Origin of the sequence: Streptomyces sp. NPDC088246, from assembly GCF_044741025.1 — a bacterium.
GTDB lineage: Bacteria > Actinomycetota > Actinomycetes > Streptomycetales > Streptomycetaceae > Streptomyces.
The window spans coordinates 1-16,495 of record NZ_JBIURV010000035.1 but is presented as its reverse complement, the minus strand read 5'-3'; the positions used below and the strand labels follow the sequence as shown (position 1 = coordinate 16,495).

At 67.7% G+C, this 16,495-nt stretch carries 9 protein-coding genes and 1 pseudogene; 7 read left to right on the top strand and 3 right to left on the bottom strand.

Annotation, left to right across the window (positions count from 1 at the left end; all coding sequences use genetic code 11):
• The first annotated feature begins 316 nt into the window (after positions 1–316).
• Positions 317–8,992, top strand: a complete 8,676-nt coding sequence (locus tag ACIPEK_RS34615) for a SpvB/TcaC N-terminal domain-containing protein (RefSeq protein WP_402004446.1) — start codon at positions 317–319, stop codon at positions 8,990–8,992.
• A 574-nt stretch (positions 8,993–9,566) separates the two neighbouring features.
• Here the strand turns inward: ACIPEK_RS34615 and ACIPEK_RS34610 are convergent.
• On the bottom strand, positions 9,567–9,953 hold the full coding sequence (locus ACIPEK_RS34610; RefSeq protein ID WP_402004443.1) for a hypothetical protein: 387 nt from the start codon (positions 9,951–9,953) through the stop codon (positions 9,567–9,569).
• A 249-nt stretch (positions 9,954–10,202) separates the two neighbouring features.
• On the opposite strand from ACIPEK_RS34610, the pseudogene ACIPEK_RS34605 reads away from it, so the two are divergent.
• Positions 10,203–10,553: pseudogene (locus ACIPEK_RS34605) on the top strand (hypothetical protein); the annotation flags it as partial.
• Between the two features lie 269 nt (positions 10,554–10,822).
• The gene (locus ACIPEK_RS34600; protein WP_402004564.1) at positions 10,823–11,239 is read left to right on the top strand and encodes a hypothetical protein; all 417 of its coding nucleotides are present in this window, start codon (positions 10,823–10,825) and stop codon (positions 11,237–11,239) included.
• Positions 11,240–11,802: 563 nt separating this feature from the next.
• Here the strand turns inward: ACIPEK_RS34600 and ACIPEK_RS34595 are convergent.
• Together ACIPEK_RS34595 and ACIPEK_RS34590 are read right to left on the bottom strand one after the other, a co-directional pair.
• Positions 11,803–13,143, bottom strand: a complete 1,341-nt coding sequence (locus ACIPEK_RS34595) for a phosphatase PAP2 family protein (RefSeq protein WP_402004440.1) — start codon at positions 13,141–13,143, stop codon at positions 11,803–11,805.
• 186 nt (positions 13,144–13,329) lie between these two features.
• Positions 13,330–13,464 (bottom strand): hypothetical protein, encoded by a 135-nt coding sequence (locus tag ACIPEK_RS34590; RefSeq protein ID WP_402004437.1) that lies wholly within the window; start codon positions 13,462–13,464, stop codon positions 13,330–13,332.
• A 565-nt stretch (positions 13,465–14,029) separates the two neighbouring features.
• Here ACIPEK_RS34590 and ACIPEK_RS34585 point away from each other — a divergent pair.
• Genes ACIPEK_RS34585 through ACIPEK_RS34570 form a run of 4 tightly spaced genes read left to right on the top strand, consistent with a single transcriptional unit; the run spans position 14,030 to position 16,043 of the window.
• Complete coding sequence (locus ACIPEK_RS34585; protein ID WP_402004435.1) at positions 14,030–14,647, top strand: hypothetical protein; 618 nt, start codon at positions 14,030–14,032, stop codon at positions 14,645–14,647.
• Entirely contained in the window at positions 14,647–15,357 is a 711-nt protein-coding gene (locus ACIPEK_RS34580) for a hypothetical protein (RefSeq protein WP_402004432.1), read from the top strand. Before ACIPEK_RS34585 ends, ACIPEK_RS34580 begins: the two co-directional genes overlap by 1 nt.
• Positions 15,354–15,659, top strand: coding sequence for a hypothetical protein (locus ACIPEK_RS34575; RefSeq protein ID WP_402004429.1), 306 nt, complete (start codon positions 15,354–15,356; stop codon positions 15,657–15,659). The genes ACIPEK_RS34580 and ACIPEK_RS34575 overlap by 4 nt, the downstream gene beginning before the upstream one ends.
• 51 nt (positions 15,660–15,710) lie before the next feature.
• The gene (locus ACIPEK_RS34570; protein WP_402004426.1) at positions 15,711–16,043 is read left to right on the top strand and encodes a hypothetical protein; all 333 of its coding nucleotides are present in this window, start codon (positions 15,711–15,713) and stop codon (positions 16,041–16,043) included.
• Positions 16,044–16,495: the final 452 nt, after the last annotated feature.

Here is a 16,495-nt window from a genome sequence, read left to right as displayed (position 1 = left end):
CGAGGGTAGGGAAAGGAGAGGGCTGCCGGGGTAGTGAGTTCGCTTTTGACGGCCTCTCACCATGCCGTCTGACGCGTGTGTGGCCCGAATCCGGGCGCGGCCGGCGGAGTCGGTCCCGGGTCGGTGCACTGGTATTCACCACCGGTCAGCACTCCGGTGAGGACGCCCGTTGTCGGATCGTAACCGTACGGGTCAGGCCTTGTGGAGAAAGCCTGTGCGAGTGAGCTGGCTCGCAAATACGGTTCGGGAGCGCAGGGAGTCGCGGTCGCCGGGGACGCGTGCTCTGGGGATGTCGGACGGTGTGGGGGGATCTTCGATGAATGTCCAGCGTGTGCTCCGCGGTCGGAACGGCGTGTTCCGCGGTCGGACCGGCGTGATCTTCGTCCTGATCATGGCGCTCGCCATGATCGGGCTGACTTCGACCGAGCCGTTCCGCAACGTCGCGGCGGGGCCGGACGCGGGGGCGGCGGCCACGGGGCCGGAGGGGCCGGAGGGCACGTCGTTCAACCCGAACCAGATCAAGGACATCAAGGCGGCCGATCCCGGCGCCGGGGTGAACCTGATCGAGGCCCCTACGGCGAACAGCGCCGGCGACGCGCGGCTGACGTACCCGCTCGAGGTGCCCAAGGGGCGCGGGGGCCTGCAACCCGACCTTTCGCTCGCCTACAACTCGGCGGGCGGCAACGGTTGGACCGGCGTCGGCTGGGACATGAGCACCCCGTCGATCACGGTGGACACCCGGTGGGGCGTGCCGCGCTACGACGGTGCGAAGGAAACCGAGTCGTACCTGCTGAACGGGGAACAGCTCACCCCGGTGGTGCACCGCGGCGCACTCCAGGCGCGTTCCGCGGAGAAGGTCTTCCACTCCCGCGTCGAGGGCCGGTTCGACCGGATCGTCCGGCACGGCGACAAGCCGTCGAACTACTGGTGGGAGGTCACCGACAGGCAGGGCCTGCGCACCGTGTACGGCGGGGCGCAGGACACCACGCTCGCCGACGCCGCCGGCAACATCGCGCTGTGGGCGGCGCGCGAGGTACGCGACGGGCACGACAACCTGCTGCGCTACCACCACGTCCGGGTCGACGACGGCGGGGTCGCGAACGCCACCGTCCCGGGCCGCGCGCTCTACCCGAAGCGCATCACCTACACCGGGCACGGCGAAACCGAGGGCCGCTACTCGGTCACCTTCCTCCGGGACCGCGACCGGGACGAGCCTCGACGCGGCGACGTCCAGATCGACGCGCGGTACGGCTTCAAGCGGGTTACCGCGGACCTGCTGCGCCGGGTCGAGATCAAGCTCGACGACACGCTGATCCGCGCCTACGAACTCAACTACCAAACCGGCGCGTTCGCCAAGACGCTGCTGCAGTCGGTGTCGCAGTTCGGTGAGGACAACCGGGTGTTCAACACCCACCTGTTCGACTACTTCGACGACGTGCGGGACAAGTCGGGCGCCTACACCGCGTTCGAGGCCGCCGCGGGCTGGACGGTCCCCGACGACGACCTCGGCGTCAACATCCGGGAGGGTGAGGCGAGCGCTCTGTCGTCGAGCACGTCGGTCGGCGCGGGCGGGCATCTCTACGTCGGCTACAACCCGGTCGCGCCGGTCAAGTCCGGGTCGGCCGGAGTGAAGGTCGGCGTGAACGCCGGGGTGTCCGACGGCCTCCTGGCGCTGCAGGACGTCAACGGCGACAACCTGCCGGACAAGGTGTTCCGCAAGAACGGCGAGGTGTTCTACCGGCCGAACCTGTCCGGCCCGTCCGGGCAGCCGAAGTTCGGGGACACCCCGGTCAAGCTCACCGGGCTGCCCGGCATCTCCCGGGAGACCACCCTGTCGGGCACCGCGGGCATCGAGGCGTATGCCGGCGTCAACGGCCAGCTCGACTATGTGTCGACCACGACGACGTCCGACCGCTACTTCAGCGACGTCAACGCCGACGGCATCGCCGACCTGGTCAACAACGGCGGGGTGCTCTACGGGCGCCTGGACGCCGACGGCAAACCGACCTACAGCGCCGACAGCGCCGGCACCGAGGCCCCAGTGGGATCGGGCGCCGCGACGGGCACGATCGTGGGCGACCAGACCGCGGCTTTCGAACGCGCGGTGGACAACTCTCCGCTGATGGACAGCGTGCGCCGCTGGGTGGCACCCTACGACGGCACCATACGGATCGAGGGCGGGGTGCGGCTGGAAAAGGACACCAGCCCGCAGCGCGCGGAGTACGAGAAGGCCGACGGCGTCCGCGTCACCATCCAGCACAACGACACCGAATTGTGGGCGCAGCGGATCGGGCCGGACGACTACGTCGAGTTCGCCCCGACCGGGGTGAACTCGGTGCAGGTGCGCAAGGGCGAAGCCGTGTACTTCCGCGTGCAGTCCGTTCTGGACGGCAAGTACGACACCGTGGCGTGGGACCCGAGGGTCAGCTATGTCGGCATGCCCGCGGGCACCGACGCCAACGGCCAGAGCAGCACGGTCTTCGACGCGAAGAACGACTTCACCCTGGCCGGACGCCCGTCCGTGGTCACCGCGCCGCTGACCAGCACACTGAAGATCACCGGCGACCTGGTGAAGACCACGGCGACCTCGGACAGCGTGACCGTGCTGATCACGCACGAGAAGACCGACTTCCTGGGCAACCCGGTCACCAAAGAGCTGATCCGCAAGGTCCTGCCCGCGGCATCCACCGGCACGACACCGATCAACCTCAGCGTCCAGGTGGCCGCGCGCGAGCGGCTTTCGTGGAAGCTGCTGGTGGACTCCCCGATCGACGCGAACGCGCTGCGCTGGACGCCGAAGGCGCACTACACCCAGGCCGACGGCGTCGAATCCGTCGTCGACTCCGCAGGTAACCCGACGGTGGTGGTCAACCCGCCGTACGAGCTGAACCTGTACCCGGTGAACTCTCTGACCGGGCCGCAGGGTTCCTACACTGCCACGCGCACCGGCACGCTCATCGTCGAGCCGGACATCCAGCTGAAGCCGAACTCCGAGAACGCGACGATCTTCCTCACGGTCAAGAAGCGCAATGCACTGCTCGGCAAGCGGACGATCGAACTGCGGCTCGGCGCGGGCTTGCCCGCGTCCATGACCCGCTTGAACGTGCCGGTCACCCAGGGCGACGAGCTGTTCTTCGACCTGACCACGACCAACACCAAGCTCGTCGGCCTCCTCAACACGCAGACGGTCAAGGTCAGCTACGACGGCTCGGACTTCCGGCAGGTGCCGAGCGCGATGCACTCGCCCGCCGACCAGGGCGCGTTCGCCCAGCCGTACCGCGGCTGGGGCGTGATCGGCTACCAGGGCAACCGCGAAAGGGCCACCCGCCCCATCGCACAGACCGAGCTGGTGCTCGACCAGAGCTACAAGGACGCGCTCCCGAAGGCACCGGCCGCGGCCGACCTGGCCACGTTCACCGCGGACCCGAAGGTGCCCACCCCGCGGATCACCGTGTTCGCCCCGCAGCCCGGCACGGGCCGGTGGGTCGCCTCCGACGACAGTACGTGGGCCGGCGCATCGGCCGCGGCCAGTTCCCGGCTCGGCCTGGACACCGTCGACATCATCACCGACGCCGACATCGCCGGGTCGACCGGCCTGATCCGGCGCGGCCGCACCCAGCAGATCTCCACCACGCTGACGCTCGGCCCGTTCGGCGGCAGCGGCGCCATCGGCACCACCGCGAGCGAGGTCGACTTCCTCGACCTCAACGGTGACCGCTTCCCGGACGTCGTCGGCGCCAAGGAGATCCAGTACTCCGACATGGACGGCGGCCTCGGCGCCACCCGCGGCACGCTCGGCGGCAACGTGCGCGAGTCGGACTCCATTTCCGGCGGCGTGTCGCTCAGCGCGGGCAGCCCGGTCCGCACCCTGGCCACCGCAGGCGGCACCGACGCGCCCTCCGGCGACGCCTCGGCCACCACCGCCCGCACCGGCGTCGAGATGCCCTCGCTGGGCATCGGCGGCAACCTCGGCGGCGGCGAGTCCGACGCCAAGTTCGACCTCACCGACATCAACGGCGACAGCCTCCCGGACAAGGTGTACGCCAACGGCGAGGCCCAGCTGAACCTCGGCTACAGTTTCGCGCCCCGCGAACCGTGGGGCGGGGGGCCCGTCAACGACGCCTCCACCCGCAACACCGGCGTCAACCTGGGCTTCAACCTCGACAACTACGGCTTCGCGGGCGGGGTCTCCGCGACACTGGGGACCTCGAAGACCAACGCCACACTGGCCGACGTCAACGGCGACGGCCTGACCGACCGCGTATTCACCGACGGCGCCAACCCCGTGAAGGTCGCGATCAACACCGGTGCCGGCTTCACCGCACCGACACCGTTGCGCGGCGCGTTCAGCGACATCGCGGTGGACAAGAACGCCACCCTCGGCGGCGGCGCGTACTTCACCTTCGGCTTCCCTGTCGGCGCCGGCCACATCGTGTTCAACCCTGGTGTGGACGCATCCACCAGCATCGGCCGGGCCGAGGTGGCGCTGCGCGACATCAACGGCGACGGCCTGGCCGACCACGTCAAGTCGACCCAGGACAACGAACTGCTCGTCGCGGTCAACAAGAGCGGCCGCACCAACCTGCTGCGCTCGGTCAGCCGCCCGATGGGCGCCCGCATCGACCTGGGTTACACCCGGTCGGGCAACACCGCCGCCATGCCGGACAGCCGCTGGGTGCTGTCCCGCACCGCCGTGTTCGACGGGCTCGAGGGCGACGGCGCCGACACACGCCTGACCACCTTCCGCTACGAGAAGGGCCGCTACGAACGGGCGGAGCGCGAGTTCCTCGGCTTCGGCCGCGTCGTGACCGAGGACCGCAACACCGGTACGGACGACGCCGTGCGCCGCACGGTGACCGACGAGTACCGCACCGACGGGTACGTGAGCCGCGGCCTGCTCACCCGCACGCTGACCGAGGACGACGCCGGCCGCCCGTACCGCGAGACACTCAACACCTACCGGCTGCTCGACACCTCCACGGACACGAACGCCGACCCGAAGAGCCGGACTGCCACCGTCTTCCCGCACCTCACCCGCGTCGAGGACAAGCACTACGAAGGCGCGGCCACAGCAGAAAAGTCCACATTCACCGACCTCTCCTACGACGACTACGGCAACGTCACCCGCACCTTCGACGCGGGCGACGAGGGCACCGCGGACGACCTGGAGACCACCTTCGCGTACAGCGGCTCCGACACGCAGTGCCGCGACCACCACCTCGTCGGCATCGCCAACGCGATACGGCAAAAGGCCGCCGCCACCGGCACACTCCTACGCCACCGCGAATCCACCGTCGACTGCGCGACCGGCGCCGTGCGCCAGACCCGCGAATACCTCGACGACGACACCCCGGCCGTCTCCGACCTGACGTACCACCCGGACGGGAACCTGAAATCGGTGACCGGCCCGGCGAACGCAAAAGGGCAGCGCTACAAACTCGAGTACGGCTACGACACCACCGTCGGCGTACACGTCGAGTCCATCGAGGACAGCTTCGGCTACCGCTCGTCCACGGCGTACAACCTCAAATACGGCCAGCCCGAGCGGAACACCGACCACAACAACCAGCCGCTCCGGATGTCCTACGACAGCGTCGGCCGACTCGACAAGGTGACCGGACCCTACGAGAAGGACGGCGACCAGGCCACCATCACCTTCGGCTACCACCCCGAGGCGACCGTCCCGTACGCCACGACCAAGCACCTCGACCGCGCCGCCTCAGGCGTACGCGACGACACCATCGACACCGTCACCTTCAGCGACGGCCTCAAGCGCGCACTGCAGACCAAGAAGGACGCCTCGGTGTCCGCCTCGCCCGGGGCCACGCCCACCCAGGTGATGACGGTCTCCGGCAGGCTGAAGTTCGACTCCCTCGGCCGCACCGTGGAGAAGTACTACCCGGTGACCGAGAACAAGGGAGCCGCGAACACCACGTTCAACGCATCCTTCGACACCGTGACACCCACGAAGGACACCTTCGACGTCCTGGACCGGTCGGTCAGGACCGTGCAACCAGACGGCGTCACCACCAGCACCGGATACGGCTTCGGCGAGGACCGGTCGGGCACGACCCGCTTCGAGCAGACGGTGACCGACGGCAACGGCAAGGAGCGCCGCACCTACACCGACGTCCGAGGGGCCACCACCTCGGTGAAGGAGTTCAACGGCTCCTCGGAGATCTGGACCGGCTACGGGTACGACCCCACAGGTCAGGTCACGACGATCACCGACGACAAGAACAACATCACGCGCGCCGGCTACGACGCACTGGGACGCCGCACCTCGTTCGACAGCCCGGACGCCGGGCGCTCCGAGACCCGCTACGACCTCGCCGGGAACGTCACATCGAAGATCACCGCGAACCTGCGGGCTGCGGACAAGGCCATCGAGTACGACTACGAGTACTCGCGGCTGAAGGCCATCCGCTACCCGACGTTCCCGGACAACAACGTCTCCTACGAGTACGGCGCCCCCGGCGCACCGGACAACGCGGCCTCGCGCGTCACCGAGGTCCACGACGCAGCAGGAACGGTGAAGCGCACCTACGGGGCGCTGGGCGAGGTGGTCAAGGAGACCCGCACGATCACCGCGGTCCGCGACGCCCCGCGCACCTACACCACCGCCTGGCGCTACGACGCCTTCAACCGCGTGCTGCAGATGACCTACCCCGACGGCGAGGTCCTGACCTACGACTACGACTCGGGCGGCCAGGTCAGCCGGGCCACCGGATCCAAGAACGGCACCGGCTACACGTACCTGGACCGGCTCGACTACGACAAATTCGGGCAGAAGATCCTTCAGCAGACCGGCAACGAGGTGCGCACCACCTACACCTACGACAGCGAGGACCGCCGACTCGGAGCACTCAAGTCCGTGGCGCCGGGTGGAACCGCGTTCCAGAACCTGGGCTACACCTACGACAAGATCGGCAACTTCACCTCGCTGGCGAACAACGCGCCGCAGGGCGGGGACATCGGCGGTCCGAGCAGCCAGACCTACGGATACGACGACCAGTACCGGCTCACCTCCGCGTCCGGTCAGTACACGGACAAGAACAACGCGGTCAACAAGTACACACTGAGCCTGGGCTACGACTCGATCCACAACACCACGAGCAAGTCGCAGACCCACGAGGTCACCGGCGGCAGCCCGGCCTTCCCGGTCAAAGGCGGCGGAGCCGGGCCGATCGAACCGGTCGAGGACCCGTCCAACCCGGGCGACGTCCAGGACCGGACCACCTACGACTACACGTACGCCTACGACGGCGCCAAGCCGCACGCCCCGAGCAAGGTCGGTCCGATCAGCCATGTCTACGACGCCAACGGCAACCTGACAGGCACGGTCAACACAGCCGTCTCCGACAAGCGCAGGCAGTACGTGTGGGACGAGGAGAACCGCCTCGTCTGCAACCAGGACACAGCGACCGGCACCCTCACACAGGACCCGAACGGCTGCGCCGGCGCCACCGTCTCCTACGTCTACGACGACAAGGGCGACCGCCTCGTCAAGCGGAGCGAAGACGGGCTCTCGCTATACCCGAACCGCTACTACAGCGAACGCGACACCACCGGCTACAAGCACATCTTCGTCGGCGACAGCCGCGTGACGACCAAAACCGTCGCGACCACCGGTCCCGAGGACGCCCAGCAGTTCTTCCACGCCGACCACATCGGCTCCTCCGGCTACGTCACCGACAAACAGGGCAAGGTCACCGAGCACCTGGAGTACTTCCCGTACGGGGAAACCTGGGTGGAGGAACGGACCGGACAAGCGGACACTCCCTACCAGTTCACCGGCAAGGAACTCGACGCAGAGACCGGGCTCTACTACTACGGAGCCCGCTACTACAACCCACGGACCCAGCTCTGGGCGAGCACCGACCCGGCACTGCCCGATTACCTCGACGGGGACATGGCAGGCGGCATCAGCGAGCCACGCAACCTCGCCGCCTACACCTACACCCACAACAACCCGGTCATGCTCACCGACCCGACCGGCAAGTGGCCGAAGATGCCGTCCTGGAAGACGATCGGCCACACCACCCTCGACGTCGTCGGCATGGTCCCGGTCGTCGGCGAGCCCGCCGACCTGGCCAACGCGGGCTGGTACGCCACGGAAGGCGACTACGTCAACGCCGGCCTCTCCGCCGCCTCAGCCATCCCCGGCGCGGGCTACGCGGCGAACGCCGCCAAGTACGGCAACAGGGCACTCGACGCCGCACAGGCCGCTAAGAACGCCAACAACGCCGCCGACGCGGCGAAGACGGCCAAAGCAGCCGAAAGCGCTCCCGTACCGAAGGCGGCAGACAGCCCTCCCGCACCAAAACCGGCCGACAGCGGATCCGCCCCCAAGGCCGCCGACAACGGGGCAGGGACCTGCAACAGCTTCACCCCGGACACCCTGGTCGTGATGGCCGACGGCAACCACAAGGCCATCGAACAGGTGCGCGTCGGCGACAAGGTCACCGCCACCGACCCCGCCACCGGCAAGACCGGCCCGCGCACCGTCACCGCGCTCATCACCGGAGAAGGCCAGAAGAACCTCGTCGAAATCAGCGTCACCAACCGCGGCGGCCACACGGGCAAGGTCGTCTCCACGGACAACCATCCGTTCTGGGCACCCGAACTCGGCAAGTGGGTGTACGCCAAGGAGGTCACCCCCGGCACGCTGTTGCAGACCGGCAGCGGCTCATACACCCAGGTGGACAACGTCCGCGCGTGGACCCAGCACAAGCGAGTCCACAACCTCACTGTCGACGACCTGCATACGTACTATGTGCTGGCAGGGGCCACGCCGGTACTCGTTCACAATGCAACGCCAGGTCAGAAGTGCGATCTGACGCTGGGTGCTGGTCCGAATGCCCGAGAGGGGGTAGCCCTGGAGAACGGTGACATTGAAGCAGATGGCGTTCGAGATCTGATCAACCAATCAGGAAACGCGCACGGCTGCCACACCTGCGGTGCTACGACCCCCCGGCACCAAGGAAGGTGACTGGATCCCAGATCACCAGCCGCCGTCTGGTCTTGTCTCTCCCGGATCTCCTCAGACGGCATATCCTCACTGCCTGCCGTGTGCCAGGAGACAGGGCGGGGTCGTCTCACAACTTTCCCAAGAAAAGAGCAAGAAGGAATGGTAGCTAATAGCCCTGTGGTTGCATTCCTGGCAAAAATCGAGCACGGATGCCTAATCTTGCGGGATGCGGGAAGTGACGATGACGTCAGCGACTGGGATCCGGCGTCGAGCAGCTGGTATCGAGAGGGCAGTTCACTCATCTTCGGCGTTCAGGCCAGCGTTGACGGTCCTGTCGAATGCGAGGTATGGAGATCGGCTCCTCCTGCGATGCTTCCTGCGAACCTCTTCGAGGTGTCACTCCCATGCCCGTCCGGGTGGCTCGTATTGCACGACCCTAACGGCCACGCTCGAATGCAATTTGTGGGGTTTCGTGGCTCTGTGATCTGCTCGGTAATGGTGGATGATCCACAATTTCCGTCAAAGGTGCAGATCTTGTTGCGGGAAGATAAGAGGGGGAAAGTGAATTCTTAACGCTTGAAGGAAGGGCGAGGATCTATCCGTGGATCTCGCCAGTTTCTCGTACGTGGCATGAGGTCGGCGTTCCGCTGGGGGACATCGACCTTCCTGTGTCATTCTGCACTGCAAAGTGAAGCTCCGTCAGGTGCGTGTCCTGGCGGGGCTTCTGCGGTGTCTGACGGTAGTAGTTGACGGCAACGTCAGTGGACGGTGACTCCGCACGGCGGTGGGTCGTCGCCGTCGTTGTGGGCCGGCTCGTCGTTGGCAGGACTGTGCTGAGGATGTCGATGGCGTCGCGCTGGAGGCGGAGTCGGACGTGGGCGTAGACGGTGGCGGTGACGCCGATGTGGGCGTGGCCGAGGAGTTCCTTGATCACCACGAAGGTCCGCACCCCCTGGCAGGGCACCGGGCTCTCCCAGCGCATCCACGAGGAATTCCTCACCGGCCGCATCGAGGAGCGCGTCACGCTTCTCGTCGATCCCGAGCACCCCAAGGTAAAACGCTGTACCAGACCTGGGGACAGCGGGACATCGGCAGCCAGCAGCCGTTCCCGAACGCCCCGATCTACGCCGCCATGCTGTGCCAACTGCACTGACAACGCCCAGCGCGCCTCCCCCTCTTCCCCTTGCCGACGCGCGCCCATTCCCGGCCCGAACCCACTGCAGGAGCAGCCGTGATTGACATATCCCCCGCGGGTTCATCCGCAGAGACGCGCGAGATTCCGCGAACCCGTCGGCTTCTCGGATCTGGCGGGTACAACACAGAGCTCCTGGCGCATGCCCTCGGGCCGCGCGGGCGCGTGGTGACCGTGGGCGTCGACCCGTACGTGGTGCACCGCACGAAGCGGCTGTGCGCGGAAGCAGGGAGCGGCCGAGTCATCGCCGTCCTCGGCGACGGCGGCCTTGGCGCACCCGGCCACGTCACGGCGGACGGGTTCGACGGCGTGATCATCACCCACAACGCGGCGGACATCGCACCGGCCTGGCGGGAGCAACTCGCCGACGGAGCGCGGTTGGTGGTGCCGCTGGAGATGGGCGGCCACACCCGCTCCCTCACTCTGGTCCGGCGCGGTGACGTGCTGCACACCGAGCACTGGACGTACTGCGGTTTCGTGCGGGACTGCGGCGCCGCCGCCCGCACCGCCCCCGCTGTCCCTCTGGCCGACGGCGAAGTCACCGTGCGGTGGGAAGACGGTGCTCCAGGCGACACCGTCGGGCTCGAGGGGCGCCGCGCGGACCCCGGCACGAGGTCACCACCGGCCTCGTCGTCCGCGGCGTATTCAATTTCGAGACCTTGCAGGTCTACGCCGCGACCGCGCTGCCCGGGTTCTGCCGCCTGGCCACCCCGGAGGGTTCCACGCTGGTCACGCAGCAGAACGCGGCCGCGATGGTGGCGGACGGCTCCCTCGCCTACCTGACCCACATCGAGATCCAGGACGCGCCGACGCCCGCCGACCGTCGCTACGAGTTCTGCATCCACGCCTACGGCCCGGCCGCCGCAGATCTGGCCGAGCCGTTGGCCGAGCGCGTGCGGGACTGGGACCGGCACGTGCGCGAGACCGGCTACCCGCCGATGACCGTCTCCCCGGCCGGTACCCCCGACGACCAACTGCCGCCCGGCGACGTGCTCGACAAGCCCGCCTCCCGGCTGGTCTTCCAGTGGCCGGGCCGAACCCCGTCCGGGGCACAGTTCCTGCTCTCGTGCGACTGACGACTCCAGTTGACACATAACGGCGACAACTGTCATCGAGATCGCCAACGTCGGACCTGACGGGAGACCGGGGACTGGCGGCCTGACGCAGCGCGACTGATGACCGCGGAGGGTCACGCCAGAAATAGTGCCTGGGACTCTACGCAGCAAGGCGCCAAAAAAGCCCCCGAGTGCCCCTCTGTCGCATTTTCAAGGGGTCAAGGCAGGGGGGATTCAGCAAGGGCAGCTCAACTGAACCCCGTCCCCCGCCTGATCCCGGCCCGGAAACAGGCCGCGACCGAGCCCGCCGCGCGCTGACCTCACACAGGCCGGCAACAGGAGCATCCGGACGGGTCCCCACCACCAGCCCCATGCCCCATGCGTCCGGGCCTCCATCGACGGCGACCGCTCGCGATGCCGAAGGCAGCGCGAGCGACGCCGACAGCGGACAGTCGCCGACAGCGGACAGTCGCCGACAGCGGACAGTCGCCGACGAGAGCGCTCAGACTGGCCAACCACAGCGCTCAGCCACACTCCCGGCCCCACCCGGGAGGCGCTCAGCCCACGACCCGCTGCAACATGACTCAAACCAGTTCGGGCTGCGGTTCGCGTCGCGGTTCCGGCAGATACGCCGACGCGGCCTTCCGGTCCCACAGCTTGGTGGTCCGTACGTAGCCGTAGACCACTGAGGTCATCGCCAGAATGAGCAGCGGCCCGAACACCCACGGATGTCCGGCCATCTCCACCGACAGATAGCGATACGACGCCAAGAGCCCAGCGAAGACCGCGGCGCCGTAGACGACCAGCTGGATTCCCGACCGGTCCCAGCCGCGGTCGAGCGAGCGCAGCGCCGTCTCGATCGTGAGCGTGAACACCACGCCGGCGACGATGTCCGCGCCGTAGTGGTAGCCGAAGCCCAGCGTTGCGCCGAGCGTGGCGATCAGCCAGAACGCGCCTGCGAATCGCAGAGCCCGCGGGCCCTTGCGGGAATGAATGAAGATCGCGGTAGCCCACGCCGTGTGCAGACTGGGCATGCAATTGCGCGGGGTGATCTCGTCGAAGAGCATCGGGTGCGGGGTACTGACCGGCGGCGGCGTGTCCGGCCACAGGTTGGCCACCGCCCAGTGCCCCCCGTCCGCGCCGTAGGCGAAGATCGGTCCGACGACCGGGAAGATCATGTAGATGCCGGGCCCGAGCAGGCCGATGACCAGAAAGGTACGCACCAGATGATGGCCCGGGAAGCGGCGCTCGACCGCCACGTTGCGCAGCTGGTACAGCGCGACGACGACCGCGGCCACCGCGAGCTGAATGTAGACCCAGTCGAGAACGTGGGCGCCGACCGTGCCGGTAGCCGCGACAATCCGGCCTACCAGCCACGACGGGTTACCCAACGCATGATCGGCGGTTGCCACGTACTGGTCGAGCACCGCCGGGCGGGTCTTCGACGTGATCAGCAGCCAGGTGTAGCCGGTCTTGCGGCCGGCCACCAGCAGCAGGGCCAGTCCGACGCCTTTCAGCAGCAGGACACGGTCCCGGTCGGTGCGGCGCGTGACAGCGATGACGGCACAGGCCAAAGTCACCCACAACGCACCGTTGCCGAACATCATCTCGGCGTCGACCGCCCGCCGCACGAGCCAGAAGACGACGTCGATGCCGATCGCGGCGCCGGCCGCGATGAACCGCTGCCGCCAGGTGAGCACCACCATCATCAACGCCATACTGACGTACAACACCGTCCCCGATTTGGGGGCGAATATCACCTCTCGCGCCTGGTCGGTGATCGGCCCCGGCTCGCCGTACCGACGCGCGGCGACCTCCAGCGCAATGAGGAATCCGAGGGCCGCCACACTCACCGCGACCCACAGCATGACGCGTGGTTGACGCCATGCAGCGAACCTAGTTCTGCCGTCTATTCGCGAAAACATTCGCGTTACCGTAGATATCAATTTTCAGCTGCTTTGTCATATTTCAATGTGGTCGTTGCGAGCTCGAACATGCTAACGGAACGGGTGGGTTTCGCTGATCACAGGTACGCCGAATACGGCGATCAGCCCCCCTTTCCCCGCGGCCACGGCGGACATGAAACGCCGCGCGCCCCGCACGGCCCCGAATTAGGGCGGCGCGGGCGGCTCGGTGGACGGGAGGGCAGATGTCGGGGCGAGCTCGACGGCGACGGTGGCGGTCGAGGGCAGCGCGAGCGACGCCGACAGCGGATAGTGGCCAACGAGAGTGCTCAGACTGGCCACCTACAGCGCTCAGCCACACCAGGGGGCCACTGACTCTGTCGGATGCTGCCGACTCACCGCGAACCAGCCCCAACCCGGGCATGCGATCACACTGCGACCACCACACCCCCGGACGCACGAAAGGCCGCCTTCCGATTCCTGGGTGGGTGTTTAGGGATGGATTGTGGCGCTAAGTCGCTCCTGCGGCCAGCGATCTTCGGGTTGACTCACACCTTACGTGCGCCTTCACAGCCTTCCGGGCGCCGACCCGTGTGCCCGTTTAATCCGCTTCTCGGCACTGGATTCCGTCTGGTTTGGTAATGGGGCGGAAGATTCCCGCCAGCGCGGAGCTTCCAGCATTTCAGGCTGTGCACGTTGGCGATAAATACGGCAAAGCGGGTCGAAATACCCATCACGAATCAACATCAAACGCCCACTCGGAACTCGGCAACATTTGAGCGTCCTGGACGAAGCGGCCGCTCTCCGTATCTGCCGACAAACGCTCTCCGTTGTCACCTGCATAGCCAACCACCAGTGGCGCTGATATTCGGCGGCGCCCGGGGCAGGTGTCCGCGACACTGGGCCGGTGATCGTCATACGCCCCGTGCTGGAGACCGGCGCGCTCCCCGGCTTCGAGTTCTGGCCGGTTGCCGAGCAACCGCCGCGCCACCTCACCCCACTGAACGGCACGCTGAGCGATGAGCAGGTCGGCACGGCAATAGCCACCATGGCCGGCTACAACTCCAGCCGGGTCGAAGACCACCTGACCGACCCGGCCGACGCCTTCCTCAGCTCACTGCTGCACGAGGAGAGGTTCGTCGCCCCTGGAGGGCTCCGCGTCCAGGACACGGGCACAGGCACGACGCTGACGCCCGGTTGCTGCTGCGGACTGGAGGACTGGCGCGGATGGCTGGAGATCGCCGACGGAAGCGAGCTGTGGCTCGGCCACGACCCGACACCGTGGGCCGAACAACTCGGCGACACCGTCCGGCTCCACCCGAACGGCGAGCACCCGGGCCCCGTGATCGAGGTCGCCCGGACCGAGCTCCCCCGGCTGCTCGCCGGGGTCCAGCAGGACCTCGCGGACTTCCTCCTCCTGGTCGCAGCATGGGCCGAGCAGCACGCGCCCCAGTCGGCGCAGGCACTGGTCAGTGCGGTCGACCGGTCGCTCGCAATCACCGCACCACTGCGAAAGCTGAGCTGATGGCGAGCTTCCTGACGCACCGCCGGCTCGTGCTTGACTGCACGCTTCCGGTGCGGCGCCGCCACGCGGCACTGCGGGCCTGCCTCACTCTGTACGCCCCATACGGCTTCCGCGCCACGTACCACCACCTGACGGTCAGCGCCGCGATGCCACGCGACCTCGACGCCGATCTCGAGTCTCTGGAACGTGCGGTGAACGAGCTCCACGAGGCCCGCCTGCTCCGGCTGGCCGAGGACGCCCGGTACGCCGAGCGGCGGCGACGCGAGAAGCATGCCGGTCAGCGGGGCCCCCGACGCCCGGGCACGTGGTGGCACCGCCACAGGCAGCAGAGCTGCATCCAGCTCGATCCGCTCGGCCATCCTGCCCTGGCCCTGCCCGAGTTCGTCCGCCGCCAAATCAGCCTGGCGAATGGCGAAGCACTGCCCGGCTGCGCGGACTGCGGCAGCGGCCTGCCCGCGGTGTCCCGTTCAACCGGCCACGGGTTCATCGACCTGTGCCGCAGCTGCGGAACGGTACAGCGCTCCTGCGCCTGCGGCCAGCCGCACTACCTCCACCCTCGAGAACGGGACCTGTGGCCGCGCCTGTGGCGCAGGGAGCACATGACCCACGACGGCCTGCCCACCCCGCACTGGCCCGGTACGGTCGAGGACCGAATCGCCAGCCTGCAGCTGAGGAACCCGTCACAGCCACGGAACGGGCGGCTCGGATGAGCGAACTCGCCTTCTTCGCCCAGGTGGTGGCCCGGAGCACGGTCCGCGGCCTGGACTGCAGCTCCACGCCCGACCAGGTCACTGCCTGGCTCGGCGACTACGGGGAGAACCTTCGGGGCGACCTGATGTGGCGCGACTACGGTCTGGTCGAGTTCACGTGGGAGCGGCCCTCGGGGAAGGAACCGTGGCAGGGCTGCCGGTTCACCGTGCAGTGCCACCGCCTCGAGCACGGCCCCACGCCCGTGCCTACCTTCGCGGACCTCCGAACAGCGCTGGCGGAGCTGGACTATGAAGTCAAATGAATCACGCCGCTCAGCAGTGACCTCGACGAGTACCGGCAACCCGAGAGTCGGATGGCCATCTACGTTGACACCCGAGACGGCGTCCTTCACCAGATCACCGGCCCGGTTGCCCCCGACTACGCGAACCTCCGCCAGGGGCTCTGCTCCAGTCGGGCCGAGCGCGACCAGATCCGCCATCTTCTCCACGCCTTCGACGAGGACCGGCTGCGCTGGATTGGGCGCAACCAACCCCACGGCGCCGAGCGACCGGCCTGGTGGACGGGAAAGCTCGCGGTGATCGGCGGGATGGTCTCCGACACTCCGGACAAGCAGCTCCCCTGGGCCCGTCTGCTGCTCTCGATGATCCAGCAGAGCAACGAACGGGAAGGCTCACCACGACCTTGAGGAGCCCGCGCGCTGGCTGTTGCTCCAGGAATTGTGGCCCACAGGTGCCAACCTCCTGCGGCTGAACGACCGCACCTGCCTTGTCGGCGCGCTGCGCGTCTTCACGCCGGGTGCGTCACAGCTTTTGCCGCACAATGACCGGCTGCACCAGGAGACGGACGCCCCGGAGGCACGGCGCCTGACCGAGCAGATAACCGCCAACGTATATCTCCAAGTACCGGAGACCGGCGGCGACCTTCACCTGTGGCTGCGGGAGCCGGACCAAGCAGAGACGGAACGCATACTGGCAGTGGAAGGGCTCGATCCAGGCACCATCCCCCCGTTACCGTTTTCGTGGCCCCGCAATGGGGTGCCTGGCCCCCGGGTCCGGTATGGCTGTGTGCCCCCTGTCGAAGTCGATGACCTGGGGGGTGTTGCCGCCGGGCTTCGGGGCACCGCTTGACCGCTGATGA